The organism is Citrobacter sp. Cb028, from assembly GCF_030336705.1.
GTDB lineage: Bacteria > Pseudomonadota > Gammaproteobacteria > Enterobacterales > Enterobacteriaceae > Citrobacter > Citrobacter braakii.
This window is the reverse complement of sequence record NZ_JAOWCZ010000028.1, coordinates 287079-301146: the sequence shown is the minus strand read 5'-3', so window position 1 is coordinate 301146 and position 14068 is coordinate 287079. Positions and strand designations below refer to the sequence as shown.

11 protein-coding genes are annotated in these 14068 nt (G+C 53.9%); 3 read left to right on the top strand and 8 right to left on the bottom strand.

The annotated features are described in order from the left end of the window. Positions 1 to 4: 4 nt before the first annotated feature. Complete coding sequence (locus OGV75_RS06245; protein WP_003830038.1) at positions 5 to 199, bottom strand: YbdD/YjiX family protein; 195 nt, start codon at positions 197 to 199, stop codon at positions 5 to 7. Between the two features lie 49 nt (positions 200 to 248). Continuing rightward, entirely contained in the window at positions 249 to 2399 is a 2151-nt protein-coding gene (gene btsT / locus OGV75_RS06240; protein ID WP_003830033.1) for a pyruvate/proton symporter BtsT, read from the bottom strand. A gap of 365 nt (positions 2400 to 2764) precedes the next feature. Between btsT and tsr the strand changes: the two genes are divergently transcribed. After that, positions 2765 to 4426: a methyl-accepting chemotaxis protein gene (tsr, locus tag OGV75_RS06235; protein WP_016155617.1), complete on the top strand. Its 1662-nt coding sequence runs from the start codon at positions 2765 to 2767 to the stop codon at positions 4424 to 4426. A gap of 39 nt (positions 4427 to 4465) precedes the next feature. Here tsr and OGV75_RS06230 read toward each other — a convergent pair whose 3' ends face one another. From OGV75_RS06230 to OGV75_RS06220, 3 genes are all read right to left on the bottom strand, one after another. Next, positions 4466 to 4981, bottom strand: coding sequence for a GNAT family N-acetyltransferase (locus tag OGV75_RS06230; RefSeq protein ID WP_047358387.1), 516 nt, complete (start codon positions 4979 to 4981; stop codon positions 4466 to 4468). A 52-nt stretch (positions 4982 to 5033) separates the two neighbouring features. Beyond that, positions 5034 to 6395: an MFS transporter gene (locus tag OGV75_RS06225; protein ID WP_016155619.1), complete on the bottom strand. Its 1362-nt coding sequence runs from the start codon at positions 6393 to 6395 to the stop codon at positions 5034 to 5036. Positions 6396 to 6607: 212 nt separating this feature from the next. Beyond that, positions 6608 to 7522 (bottom strand): GntR family transcriptional regulator, encoded by a 915-nt coding sequence (locus tag OGV75_RS06220; protein WP_016151582.1) that lies wholly within the window; start codon positions 7520 to 7522, stop codon positions 6608 to 6610. A 137-nt stretch (positions 7523 to 7659) separates the two neighbouring features. Here OGV75_RS06220 and OGV75_RS06215 point away from each other — a divergent pair, with 137 nt between their 5' ends. Next, positions 7660 to 8682 carry a zinc-binding alcohol dehydrogenase family protein gene (locus tag OGV75_RS06215; RefSeq protein WP_019078308.1) on the top strand — a complete coding sequence of 341 codons (1023 nt, stop codon included), beginning with the start codon at positions 7660 to 7662 and terminating at the stop codon, positions 8680 to 8682. A 13-nt stretch (positions 8683 to 8695) separates the two neighbouring features. Beyond that, positions 8696 to 10141: a tagaturonate reductase gene (locus OGV75_RS06210; RefSeq protein ID WP_286480439.1), complete on the top strand. Its 1446-nt coding sequence runs from the start codon at positions 8696 to 8698 to the stop codon at positions 10139 to 10141. Between the two features lie 105 nt (positions 10142 to 10246). On the opposite strand, the gene opgB is transcribed toward OGV75_RS06210, so the two are convergent. The 3 genes from opgB to dnaC all read right to left on the bottom strand — a co-directional run bounded on the left by opgB (position 10247) and on the right by dnaC (position 14068). Next, a complete protein-coding gene (gene opgB / locus OGV75_RS06205) occupies positions 10247 to 12538 on the bottom strand; it encodes a phosphatidylglycerol--membrane-oligosaccharide glycerophosphotransferase (RefSeq protein ID WP_200013931.1) in 2292 nt (763 codons plus the stop codon). A gap of 230 nt (positions 12539 to 12768) precedes the next feature. Next, on the bottom strand, positions 12769 to 13260 hold the full coding sequence (locus OGV75_RS06200) for a YjjA family protein (RefSeq protein ID WP_016151586.1): 492 nt from the start codon (positions 13258 to 13260) through the stop codon (positions 12769 to 12771). Between the two features lie 70 nt (positions 13261 to 13330). Further along, on the bottom strand, positions 13331 to 14068 hold the full coding sequence (gene dnaC, locus OGV75_RS06195; RefSeq protein ID WP_101700348.1) for a replicative helicase loader DnaC: 738 nt from the start codon (positions 14066 to 14068) through the stop codon (positions 13331 to 13333).

Sequence of the window (14068 nt, the reverse complement as noted above, 5' to 3'; positions counted from 1 at the left end):
CCTTCTAACAGCAACTGCTTCCGCCGCTACCGTAGCGGGCTTCCTGGCGCTCGCGGAAGAATTCTTCGTAGGTCATGTACGGCTTATCGGGATGGTTGGTCTTCATGTGCTCGACGTAGTTGTCGTAGTCCGGAATGCCAATCAGCATCTTTGCCGCCTGACCGAGGTATTTTTTTGCCTGACCTAAAGTACCAAACATAAACAATCCTGATAAGCGAAAAGCCCCGCCGAAGCGGGGCTGAATACGGTTAGTGATGTGAAGAGGTCTTCACGCCGCCTTCCGGTACCGGTACATACGGCGTCTCTTTATCAGAGCGACCGTTGATGGCGCGGGCTTTCTGCCAGGTACGGAACCCGTAGAAAATGATGCTGTACACCACCACCAGGAACAGAATACTCAGGCCTGCGTTGGTGTAGTTGTTGACGACGATGTGGTTCATGTTGGCAATCTGCTGAGCGGTCAGTTCGCCGCCGTTAGCAATCTTCTCTTTGTACTGATTCGCCATGAAGAAGAAGCCTTCCATCTGCGGGTTGGTGCTGAACAGTTTCAGACCCAGCGCCCAGGTGGTGCAGATAAGCAGCCATACTGCCGGAACAACGGTAACCCAGATGTATTTGGTGCGCTGCATTTTAACCAGTACCACGGTGCCCAGAACCAGTGCCACGGCAGCCAGCATCTGGTTAGAGATACCGAACAGCGGCCACAGGCTCTTAACGCCGCCCAGCGGGTCAACAACACCTTGGTACAGCAGGTAACCCCACAGGCCTACGCAGCCCGCAGTACCGATGATGCCCGCAACCAGAGAGTCGGTTTTTTTCAGGAACGGAACGAAGTTACCCAGTAAATCCTGCAGCATAAAGCGGCCAGAACGGGTACCGGCATCCAGCGCGGTCAGGATGAACAGCGCTTCAAACAGAATACCGAAGTGGTACCAGAAGCCCATATCAGCCATCGGCAGCACTTTGTGGAACACGTGAGCGATACCAACGGCCAGCGTCGGCGCGCCACCTGCGCGGTTCAGAACGGACGGTTCACCGATGTCTTTCGCGGTCTGCAGGATCTGCTCAGGCGAAATGACGAAGCCCCAGGAGCTGACGGTCGCCGCCGCATGTGCGGTTACGTCTTTCAACTGCGCCATAATCAGCGGGGCGTTCTCGCCGCTCATTTCATGCAGGTTCGGCATGGTGATGCCAAGGCCTGCTGGCGGGGTGTTCATTGCGAAGTACAGACCCGGTTCGATAATGGACGCGGCAACCAGCGCCATAATCGCCACGAAGGATTCCATCAGCATGGCGCCGTAACCGATAAAGCGCGCGTCGGTTTCACAGGCCAGCAGCTTCGGTGTGGTACCAGAAGCGATCAGCGCGTGGAAGCCAGAGACCGCACCACACGCGATGGTGATGAACAGGAACGGGAACAGAGCGCCTTTCCACAGCGGACCAGTACCATCAACGTACTGAGTCATTGCCGGCATTTTCAGTTCCGGGTTGAGGATAACAATCCCCACCGCCAGACCGACGATAACGCCGATTTTCAGGAAGGTAGCCAGATAGTCGCGCGGCGCGAGGATCAGCCATACCGGCAGCAGCGCAGAGATAAACGCATAGCCGATCAGGGTAAAGGTAATGGTGGTGTCTTTAAAGGTCAGCGCCGGGCCCCAGTACGGGTCGTGAGCAATCACGCCGCCGAAGTAGATAGACGCAACCAGCAGCACAATACCAATCACTGACACTTCGCCCACACGACCCGGTCGCAGGAATCGCATGTAGATCCCCATGAATAGCGCGATAGGTACGGTTGAGCAGACGGTGAATACACCCCACGGGCTTTCAGCCAGCGCTTTCACCACGATCAGCGCCAGTACCGCAAGGATGATGATCATGATTAAGAAGCAGCCGAACAGCGCAATGGTTCCCGGGATCGGGCCCATCTCTTCTTTGATCATCTCACCCAGAGATGCGCCGTTACGGCGTGAAGAGATAAACAGCACCATGAAGTCCTGCACCGCACCGGCCAGCACGACACCCGCCAGCAGCCACAGCGTACCGGGCAGATAGCCCATCTGCGCGGCCAGTACCGGCCCAACCAGCGGACCCGCACCTGCGATAGCGGCAAAGTGGTGGCCAAACAAGACGTTACGGTTGGTTGGAACGTAGTTCAGACCGTCATTGTTGATGACCGCCGGCGTGGCACGCGTCGGGTCAAGTTTCATCACCTTTTGGGCGATGTACAGACTGTAGTAACGATAGGCCACCAGATAAACAGAAACTGAGGCGACCACGATCCACAGGGCACTGATGTGCTCACCCCGACGTAATGCCACTACCGAGAGGCAGAATGCACCGATGATTCCGAGAATCACCCAGGGTATGTGCTTGAATATCTTTTTCGTATCCATAGTAAAACCTGGTATCTAATTAATAATTGGCCGAAGCCGCGTGGGTTTGATCTTGTGTTTGAGGAGGTAATTTGACTGCTATGTTGGGGGGATCTTGCCAGAGAAATACGCGCGTAAAGTAAGGTAAATAAGTGAGCGGTTGTATGTCAGCTTAAGCGGTCCCAAGTGTCAGTGAGCGGTAAGCAATGGGGACTAACGGGTATATTTATGTGATTGAGATCACTAATAAACCCGCTTAGCGCTTTGGCAGACGGCGTGGATCGACGAATCGTCGATGCTGAGATCGATTCAACTAGCACAAATTTCATAAAGTTTTCCCTTTCCAGGCCGAAAATTCTGACATCTGTCTAGCGGAAAGAGAAAACATGTTAAAACGTATGAAGATTGTTACCAGCTTACTGCTGGTATTGGCGCTATTTGGCCTTTTACAGCTCGCCTCGGGCGGCTTGTTTTTTAACTCACTTAAGAATGACAAAGAGAACTTTACCGTTCTGCAAACCATTCGCCAGCAACAGTCTGCGCTTAACGCCACCTGGGTTGAGCTGCTGCAAACGCGTAATACCCTGAACCGGGCGGGTATTCGCTACATGATGGATCAGAGCAATATCGGCAGCGGTGCGACCGTTGCTGAGCTGATGCAGGTAGCCAGCACAGCGCTGAAACTGACGGAAAAAAACTGGGCGATTTACGAGTCGCTCCCGCGCGATCCGCGTCAAAGTGAAGCCGCGTTCCAGGAGATCAACCGCACCTATGACATCTATCACGGCGCGCTGGCGGAGCTGATCCAGTTACTGGGTGACGGGAAGATCAATGCGTTCTTTGATCAACCCACGCAAAGCTATCAGGATGGTTTTGAGAAGACATACATCAACTACATGCAGCAGAACGATCGCCTGTATGACATAGCAGTGGCAGATAACAACAGCTCTTACAGCCAGGCGATGTGGGTATTGGTCTGTGTACTGATTACCGTACTGGCGGCAATTATTGCGGTCTGGTTCGGCATCAAACTGACTCTTATCTCCCCAATGAACCGTCTGATCGACAGCATTCGTCATATCGCCAGCGGCGACCTGGTGAAGCGTATTGAGGTGGAAGGTTCCAACGAGATTGGCCAACTGGCGGAAAGTCTGCGTCACATGCAGGGTGAGCTGATGAACACCGTGGGTGATGTGCGTAACGGTGCCAACGCGATTTACAGCGGGGCCAGCGAGATTGCGATGGGCAACAACGATCTCTCCTCGCGTACCGAGCAGCAGGCTGCATCTCTGGAAGAAACCGCAGCCAGCATGGAACAGCTGACGGCGACCGTGAAGCAGAACGCCGAAAACGCGCGTCAGGCCAGCCATCTGGCCCTAAGCGCTTCTGAAACCGCGCAAAAAGGCGGCAAAGTGGTGGATAACGTGGTGCAAACCATGCGCGACATCGCTTCCAGTTCGCAGAAAATCGCCGACATTATCAGCGTCATCGACGGCATTGCCTTCCAGACCAACATTCTGGCGCTCAACGCCGCGGTAGAAGCTGCGCGTGCGGGCGAGCAGGGCCGTGGTTTTGCGGTGGTTGCGGGTGAAGTTCGTAACCTGGCCCAGCGTAGTGCGCAGGCCGCGCGCGAGATCAAGAGCCTGATTGAAGACTCGGTCAGCCGTGTGGATGTGGGTTCAACGCTGGTAGAAAGCGCTGGTGAAACCATGGATGAGATCGTCAATGCGGTAACCCGCGTGACCGATATCATGGGTGAAATCGCCTCTGCTTCTGATGAACAGAGCCGCGGTATCGACCAGGTCGGTCTGGCCGTTGCTGAGATGGATCGTGTGACGCAGCAGAACGCCTCGCTGGTGGAAGAATCCGCCGCCGCCGCTGCGGCGCTGGAAGAGCAGGCCAGCCGCCTGACCCAGGCCGTTGCCGTGTTCCGTATTCAGCATGACCAACAGCGCGCGCGTGACGTTGCTGCCGCTAAACCGGTTTCAACGGTCCAGCCGCGAAAAGCTGCGGTAACGGATGCCGGGGATAACTGGGAAACGTTCTAAGTTGGTAATGCCCGATAAGGCGTAGTCGCCCGCGGGCAATTAACGCAGCATCAGGCGCATGGCGCAGCGTAGTTCGTACGTCTGCCCGTGCGCCGCTTCGTCTTCTCTTTTCTGGCGCAGCAGTGCAGGAAGCGTCTCGTCAGCCAGCATTTCAAACCCCAATCGTGCGTACAATGGCGCATTCCACGGCACATCACGGAAGGTGGTCAGCGTGAGCGATGTATAACCTTTCTCGCGCGCCTGTTCGGCAACATAGCCAATCAATCTGCGACCAATACCTTTTCCCTGCCACTCCAGATGCAGTGAAAGTTCAGCAATAAACAGCGATGACCCCAGTGTTTCGGCAACTAAAAAACCGACCGGATGCTCGTCGACCTGCGCCAGCCAGCTCATGCCAGCAGCGGCAAATGCCCGATGCTGGTCAACCGATATAATCTGGTCGTCAGCAATCCACGCCAGTTCGGGGATGAGTAAAAAACGTTGCCCCGCAGATCGTTCGATGGCGGGAAGAGCGGCAGTTTCTGCCAGAGTGGTGGAGCGTAAGGTGATGTTCATTTGTCGAGCATAACATGCCCGATAAGCGCGGTGTTATCGGGCATCATGAGGATTAATCTTTACGCGGATCGCTGATGGGTTGGCGCACCAGGAAGATGTAGGCGAGGGCTCCCACCATGGTGACGCAGCCACAGATGATTAGCGCCAGACGGAAAGAGTTGGTGGTATCAACAATAAATCCGGTGACGATTGGTGCAAACGACGCGCAGATAAAGCTGGCAAAGTTCTGGATACTGCCCACGGAGGCGGTCATGCGTGAGGCGACGGCTACGTGGATCAGACCCCAGCACGAGGTGCCGGCGAAGTGGATACAGAACAGCGCCATACCGATCAGTAATACGGCGGCCATCGACGTTGTGGCCTGCGGCACGATGAAAGTGAAGGCCGCAGAACAGAACATCCCGGCGATAATACAAATCTTACGGCTCTTAATCGGTGCCATACCGCCTTTCACCAGCCAGTCGGTAACAAAACCGTTAATTAACATGCCGGCTGCGCCAAACAGGAATGGGATCGCCGCCATTAATCCGGTGCTTTTTAAATCCAGGTTGTAGGAGGTTTGCAGGTAGCCTGGCAGCCACGCCAGATATAACCACGCGGTGTAGTTGATGCCGCTAAAGCCCAGCATCATGCCCCACATAGTGCGGTTGCGGAACAGGCTGCGCCATTCGGCAAAGCTCAGCGGATCGCGGCGGGCATTGACGCTACCGGCGTTCAGATACGCTTGTTCAGTAGCGCTCAGCGCAATCTGCTCGCGGTTGCGATACAACATGTACCAGCCGATGGCGAGGAAAATACCCAGCACGCCGATGGTAATAAACATCCAACGCCAGCCCATCACCAGCATCATGGCAGCCAGAATCGGCGGGCTAATGGCAACACCGATGGTGGAAGCGGCGTTGAATAACCCCATTGGGCGACCGCGCTCTTTGATGTTAAACCAGTCGTTGATGACCTTTACGCCGCACGGGTTCATGGGCGCTTCGCCGATCCCCATCCCGATACGCACGAGAACAAACTGAGTGAAACTGTGAACCATGCCAGACATCGCCTGAAACAGCGACCAGAAGAACATCCCCAGCCCCAGCATAATGCGCGGACCTTTGCGATCCAGCAGCGGGCCGCAGGGCAGCTGTGCAATACCGTAAGCGAGAGAAAACACTGACAGCAGTACGCCGATTTGCGTGGCGCTCAGCCCCAGTTCTTCACGAATCGTTAAGTTGGCGACCGACAGTGAACTGCGGTCGAGATAATTAATCACCGCAGCAAAAAATAATAAAATCATTGCTGTGGTCTGAATACGTTTTATTCGGCTACTGCGTTGCACCATGCCCTCAGGCGGAACGTTAATATCCGCAGATGACGACGTGCCAAACGAAGAACTCGGGTCGAGGGTAATATTATTTTTTTCCACGCCGGACTCCTGAACCTCAATAATTTATTTTCACACAGCCGGGCTGTGCAGTATTGAAAAAATACCAGTGATGAATCAATTTGCTCATCACCGCTCACAAAAGTTTTTAATGCAGTCGACTTAGCGTGAGCATAGGCAAGCGGTATTTTTCCGGCGTTTTTATTTTTATAAAATCGTGCTCCCGGTAATGGTTTGCTGTTTTTTATCGGTACTTAATGAGCGGCGCTATGGCTTTGGTTGATGGAGCGAATCATCGATTGTTTGGCTGAATTCAAATGGTTACAGAGCGCCAGGGTGGCATCCAGGTCGCTGCGGCAAATCAGTGCGCTGAGGATGGTCATATGCTCATCAATGGCAATGATATTGCGCTGCTTGAGGTCGCTTTCATCCCACTGATAATGAAAGTGGAAAATCACGGAGATGATTTCAAGTGATTGATTAAAAAATATATTATCTGCTGCGGAGAGCAGTAAAGCATGAAACTCACGGTCTAACTGCGAGAACATACGAAAGCTGCTGCCGATGCTGTCGCGCAGGACCCGGTGGCGCTCCAGCAGTGTTTTAGCCTGCAGCCAGCGCGGGTCATCGTCGGGCAGATTGAGAAAATGCTGCAGGGAATGGGTTTCCAGCATCTCTCTGAGTTCAAACAGCTGTTCCGCATAGGCCTGATCGAACTGCTTCATGCTCCAATGGCCGCGTTTTTCGTTTTTGATCAGATTGTAACGTTCGAATTTTAAAAGATATTCTCTCACCACCACCGGGCTGACCCCTGCAGCTCTGGCAAGCTGAAGTTCGGAGAAACTCTCCCCTGCGCGTAGCTGACGCTGGTTGATCATGGTGAAAAAAGCCTGCTCAAAAATCCGGTTTTGCTCAGTCATGGAGGCGGTGGTACAGGCAAAACCGTCGTCATGGTCGGGTTTACGTACGATGACATAGTGGCTGCCGACCTGGGTCAGCACGCCGCACTCGCCTAAGTGGCTCAGCATATGGCGCACGGTGGTGCGGCTGATGTTGTACATCTCCGCCAGCGCGCTTTGCGACGGGAGGGGGGAAGGGATATGACCACGCGCCATATCATCGATTATCTGGTTAATCACATTGTGGCGTAAGTTCTGTGAACGGCTCATGGCTTCTCCTTTTTGCGTATTAAAACCCGATTTAAAACATTTTTATGCGCTGGGATTCACAGATTGTGTTTCTGCTTTCTCCGGATTTTTTATTTTCGTTGATATCTGAGGCAACAAAAAAACAGGAGAGCAGAATCATGTCTACGATGAATACGTTGATTTGCCAGGAACCTAAAAAATTAGTCTGGAAAGAGCGTGAAATACCTATTCCGGGTGAGGGTGAAGCATTAATAAAAATTAAATCAGTCGGGATTTGCGGTACCGATATTCATGCCTGGGGTGGCAATCAGCCATTTTTCAGCTATCCACGTGTACTGGGGCATGAAATATGTGGGGAAATTGTCGGGCTGGGCAAAAATATACAGAATCTGAAAAATGGTCAGCAGGTGGCGGTTATTCCTTACGTGGCCTGCCAGCAGTGTCCGGCCTGTCTGAGCGGGCGCACTAACTGCTGCGAGAAGATTTCGGTGATTGGCGTGCATCAGGATGGCGGCTTCAGCGAATACCTGTCCGTACCGGTCACCAACCTGTTGGATGCGCAGGGAATTGATCCGCAGGCGGCGGCGCTGATTGAGCCTTATGCCATTAGCGCGCATGCGGTACGCCGGGCGGCGGTGGCTCCGGGTGAGCAGGTGCTGGTGGTTGGTGCCGGTCCGATTGGTCTGGGCGCGGCGGCGATTGCCAAAGCCGATGGCGCACAGGTGGTGGTCGCCGATACCAGTCCGGCTCGCCGGGAGCATGTGGTTTCCCGGTTGGGGCTCCCGGTTATCGATCCGTCTGCTGAAGATTTTGATGCGCAACTGCGTGACCAGTTTGGCGGTTCGCTGGCGCAAAAGGTCATTGATGCCACGGGCAATCAGCATGCGATGAACAACACGGTGAATTTGATTCGCCATGGCGGCAGCATTGTTTTCGTTGGGCTATTCAAAGGCGATTTGCAGTTCTCCGATCCGGAGTTCCACAAGAAAGAGACCACCATGATGGGCAGTCGCAACGCCACACCGGAAGATTTTGCCAAAGTGGGCCGCCTGATGTCGGAAGGCAAACTGACCGCCGACATGATGCTCACGCACCGTTACGCATTTGCCACACTGGCGGAAATCTACGAACGGGATGTGATTAACAACCGTGAACTGATTAAAGGCGTGATCACGTTCTGAGAGGGTAAATGTGATGAAGACATTGAATCGACGTGATTTTCCGGGTGCCAGTTACCCAACGCGCGTGATCCAGTTTGGTGAAGGGAATTTCCTGCGGGCGTTTGTCGACTGGCAACTGGATATCCTCAACGAGCAAACCTTTCTGAACGCTGGCGTGACCATCGTTCGCCCGATCAATAGCGATTTTCCACCGTCGCTGAATACCCAGGACGGGCTGTATACCACGCTTATTCGCGGTCTAAACGCGCAGGGCGAAGCGGTGAGCGAGGCGCGGCTGATCCGTTCGGTGAATAACGAAATCAATCCGTATCAGGACTTCGCGGCGTATCTGGCGCTGGCCCACAATGCGGATATTCGCTTTGTGTTTTCGAATACCACCGAAGCCGGAATTAGCTATCACGCGGCAGACCGGGTCGATGATGCGCCACCGGTAAGCTTTCCGGCTAAACTGACACGTCTGCTGCTGGAGCGTTTTAATCATTTTGAGGGTGCAGTGGATAAGGGCTGGGTCATTATCCCGTGCGAGCTTATCGACTATAACGGTGAGGCGCTCAAAACGCTGGTACTGCAGTATGCGCAGGACTGGCAGCTTCCCCCGGCGTTTGCCGACTGGGTGGCGACGGCAAACACCTTCTGTTCCACGCTGGTCGACCGCATTGTCACCGGCTACCCGCGAGAAGAAGCCGCCGCGCTGGAAGCTACGCTTGGCTATCACGATGCGTTTCTCGATACCGCGGAGCATTTTTACCTGTTTGTGATTCAGGGGCCGCAGTGGCTGGCCGAGGAGCTGAATCTGGCGCAGTGCCCGCTGAACATTCGGGTAGTGAGCGATATTAAACCGTACAAAGAGCGTAAGGTCGCCATTCTCAATGGCGCGCATACGGCGTTGGTGCCGGTGGCCTGGCTGTGTGGTCTGGAGACCGTCGGCGAAGCGATGCAGGATGCCGATGTCCGCCATTTTGTCGAGCGGGCGGTTAGCGAGGAAATTATACCGGTATTGGATCTCCCGGCGGATGAACTGCGTGAATTTGCCGACGCGGTGAGCGGGCGTTTTCAAAACCCCTACATTCGTCACCAGTTGCTTGCCATTGCGCTTAACGGGATGACCAAATTCCGTACCCGCATTTTGCCGCAACTGCTGGCGGGCCAGCAAAATGGGCGCTGGCCCGTGCGGTTAACGTTCGCCCTCGCGGCGCTGCTGGCGTTTTATCGCGCAGAGCGGGAGGGAGAACGCTATCCGATACAGGATGATGAGCAGTGGGTTAGCCTGTATGCCAGTCTGTGGCCGCGAGTTGGCAAAGATTTAACGCTGCGTGAACTGGTGGATACTGTGCTCGGCGATGCGGCGCACTGGGGGGAAGATTTGACGTTACTGCCCGGGTTTGCCGGGCAGGTGACGGCAAACCTGGAAATGATTCTGGTGCAGGGGATGCGCCAGGCAGTGAAAAGTCTGGAATAAGGTTGCCATGCAGCGCCCGGTGTGGTGTTGGGCGCTGTTTTTTTTCAGACAATAAATGCGGCTGGCTGTAAGGCTGATAAGCGAAGCGCCATCAGCCATTTCATGTTACGAGCCCTGAGCGACCACTTTGATTTCAACCATCCCGATCCCCAGCTTACGCGGCGAGTGGCCGAGAATATTGCCCTCGTTGGTGGCGACCGGATCGGGCGGGACAATCACCAGCGTATCGGCATCTGCCGGGTTATCAAAATGCAAGGTAGTGGTAGTGACATCATGGCCTAACACCAGCGTCTGTTCCTCGTGGCCAACTCGCACGGGAATAGGACGATTGGCGTTGTCGCCGAAGGCTTTCGCGGTGATGACCAGATCGAATTTCTTCGGCAGCGGGGCCTTGTACTCGATGGTCACCTCTTTGCTGAGCTGCGCATTGGACCAGCGCCCCCAGGATTCGGGGCGTGATATGCCGCTAAACTGTTTAACCTCTTCCGGCGCGCCCGCCACGTTGAAGACGAAGCTGTCGGCTTTGTAGCGAATGTCGTTATCGACAATTTTCAGCGTATCAACGTTACCTTTGTAGCGCTCCATGTCGATCACCGTGTCTTTAAACACGGTTTTACTTTTCCATTTGGCTTTGTCGACGTGCTGCACGATTTGCTGTCCGCCTAACTGGCCTTGCGATACGCACCAGTCGGTGGAGAGCGCCAGCTCCGGGGCCCATAGCTGCGCCATTTTGTAGCAGCGATCAACCCAGACAAAGTTATCTCGCGGCGCGAAATCTGCCAGTTGGAAGCGCAGCGGGGCCGAGTATTCGCTTTCCGGCAGCGGCTCGACGCGTTTGTCCGATACGCGCAGCAACAACGGCAGGCGGAAATGGCTGCCGGAGAAAGAGATCATGTTTTTGTCCTGGTCGACGGTGAACTCTTTCATCTCTTTCGGAAAATTCCACAGGCGAATGATATCGGGCTTCCACGCCAGCATTTTTTCTTTGATGTTCAGGAACACTTCAGACACGGATTCGCTCGACAAACTGCTGCGGCCAAGACCGATAAAGTTATCGCCACCGAGAATATCCAGTACCGTTGCCCCGTTATCCATCGTGTTACGCTTCACCGCCAGCGTCTCCTGCTGTGGCTGGTCGCCGCGCAGCACGAAGAACAGGTTGTTGCGATCCTGCTTGTTCAGATACTTCCATGCGGTGTTGTTCATCGCCAGATGATCGGAAGAAATCACGATAACGGTATCTTTGAACCACGGTGAGGCTTTGATCTTATTGATAAATTCGGCAATGTTTTCCTGGCTGCAGCTGACCGCGCTGAAGGACTGGTTGGCCTTCCCGTCGATGTCATAACGTTTACGGTTGCAGCTACGTGAGATAAATCCATCTGGATGATGGGTATCCACGGTCAGCGTAAACAGTGAAAAGCGCTGGCCTGAACGCGAAAGCTCTTCGAATTTTTTCCACGCTTCATCCAGCACGGTATCGTCGTAGAAGCCCCAGTCGTTGCGATAGGCTGGGTCCGCAACCACGCTTTTTAACTCTTCCGCACCGTACAGATGATCAAAACCGTGAGATTTCAGGAACACGTCTTTGCCGGCAAAGCGCAGGTTGGCTCCCTGCACAAAGTAGTTTTGATAGCCGGAGTTTTTCAGGATATCGCCCAGACAGATATTGTTGGGGAAGAAGCTGGAGACCGATGCCGAGGCGTTGCCTTCAAACGGCGCAAACAGCGGAATACCGCACTGGGAGGCGACCATGCCAGCGATGGTGTAATCGGTACCCGGAAGTTGCATGGTATTGCTGAAATCCAGACCTTCGTTTTTCAACGCACCGAGTTCCGGGGTCAGATCCGGGAACGCGTCGTTGTTAAAATAGGTGCGCTCGAGGCTTTCGCCATAGATATAAACCAGATTCAGCTTCGGGTTGGGAATCGTTTTTGACGGCTCTTTATAATAGGTTGGGAAATCCGGATCGCCATCGCGCGACTGCGACTTTACCAGTTCGGTTATCTGGTGAAACGCCGGGCTGGCGTCTACGGAGGCCAGCGCCAGCAGCAGGGCCAGCAGACTGTAACCCACATGATGCGGATGATGGCGACGGCGGCGCAGAATCCAGCCGAGAGCGACAAAAACGGTCGTCAGGGCCAGCGCAATCCCGACGCCAGGTAAGATATATTTTCCAATTCCCGCGCCGGTCAGGCTATTGGTCAGCGTGTACAGAACCGCGTCATTGATACCGTCGCCGGTGAAATAGTCACTGGCATACAGCGTGATATTCAAGACAATAAAAATCCCCAGCACCGTTAACGTGGCAGCAAACCACCAGGTGTTGCGACCCGCTTTCCAGGCGTAAATCAGCACTGAAGCGAGAAACAGAGTAATGGAGATGAGTTCTGACAACGATCGATCCTCAGTAAACCGGGCAAACGCCAGGCAGGCTAATGATTTTGGGAAAGCACAATGTAATAGCGATGTTGCATTGCTGCAATTGTAGTGACATTAAATTACGTTGTTATTCAGAATTGGTTTAGATATGCGTGTTTTTTGCGGGGGATTTACTGATTATTTGACGTGTGAATTTTATGGGGAGCAGGTTGATGCCGCGCAGGGTATACGCGGCATGTCGTGCGTCAGGAAATGAAGTTCATACCCTGTTTTAACACCAGATCGCAGGCCTTGGTTTTTACCTGCTTCGCCAGCGAGCTGTTGCCAATTGTGTTCAGGTCCAGTTGTTGACCATCTTTGGCGTTGAGCAGCCCCTGAATGCCGTCCATATAGTTGGTGTCTTGTTTCTGCTCCGGAGCACTGAGGCCCAGTTTATCCAGCACCTGGTTTTTGACGTTCTGCGTGTCGGTGACCGAGGCCAGTTTCTGTTTCGCGCAATATTCCAGGATTCCGGCGGCGTTATTCATGCTGCTGGAGGTCAGCGACTGATTGCTGCCATTCAGTAGACTGGTCAGGGAAGAGAGCGACGAGCCGCCCTGCGAGCCGGAGCTTTGTTTGCTCAGTTCGCTGGCCGCGCTGGAGAGCGAATCCTGCCAGGAGGCGGCGAAAACGCTGGTCGAGATGAGCGTGCTGGCGGCAAGCGCACAGCACAGCAGACGTTTGGTTGTTTTCATCATTATATGCAACTCGTGTTATGCCTTTTCAGCGCAGTATAGCGCCGGCAGTCTTAGGAGTGGTCCTAATACGTTAATACTCTTTACCGGTTACCCGACTACGGTAGCTTTCCCAGTTGAAGTTTACCCATAAGCTATTGCCTAAGCGCATACGATCCATGACCCGTTCGCCGAGAAGTTTATTCATTTCATCCATGGTCAGGTTGGTCAGCATACCGGTTGGCCGTTTAGAGGACGAGCGACGATCGACGATCTGGTTGATGATCACCTTTTCATAGCGGGATTCGGTCTGCACCCCGATTTCGTCGATCACCAGCAAATCGACATTGCTGAGATCGTTGAGTAGCTGTTCTTCGCTGGTTTCACGGTTGCTGAAGGTATCTTTCATGGCTGACATAATGTCCGCAACGGTGATAATCAGCACCGACTTGCCGCGCAGCAGCAGTTCGTTGCAGATAGCGGCGGCCAGATGGTTTTTGCCGGTGCCGGGCTTGCCAGAGAAAATAAAACTGGCGATGTTGCCGTCAAACTCTTCAACGTACTGGCGAGCTTTGCTCAGGGCGTTCATCTGACCTTCGCATTCCACCCGATAGTTATCGAACGAACAGTTCTGATGCAGTGGACGAATACCGGAACGGTTGAATGTGCGCTGCATTTTCATGGCTCGGTTTTCACGGGCCAGCGCTGCGGCGCGAATTTCACCTTGCTCTTTTTGCCATGCCAGCAGCTCCTCGCCCGTTTTAAAGGCTGGCTCGACATTAGCCGGCATCATTTTTTGCAGACGTTTCATCAGGTCGCCAACGTTTTTCAT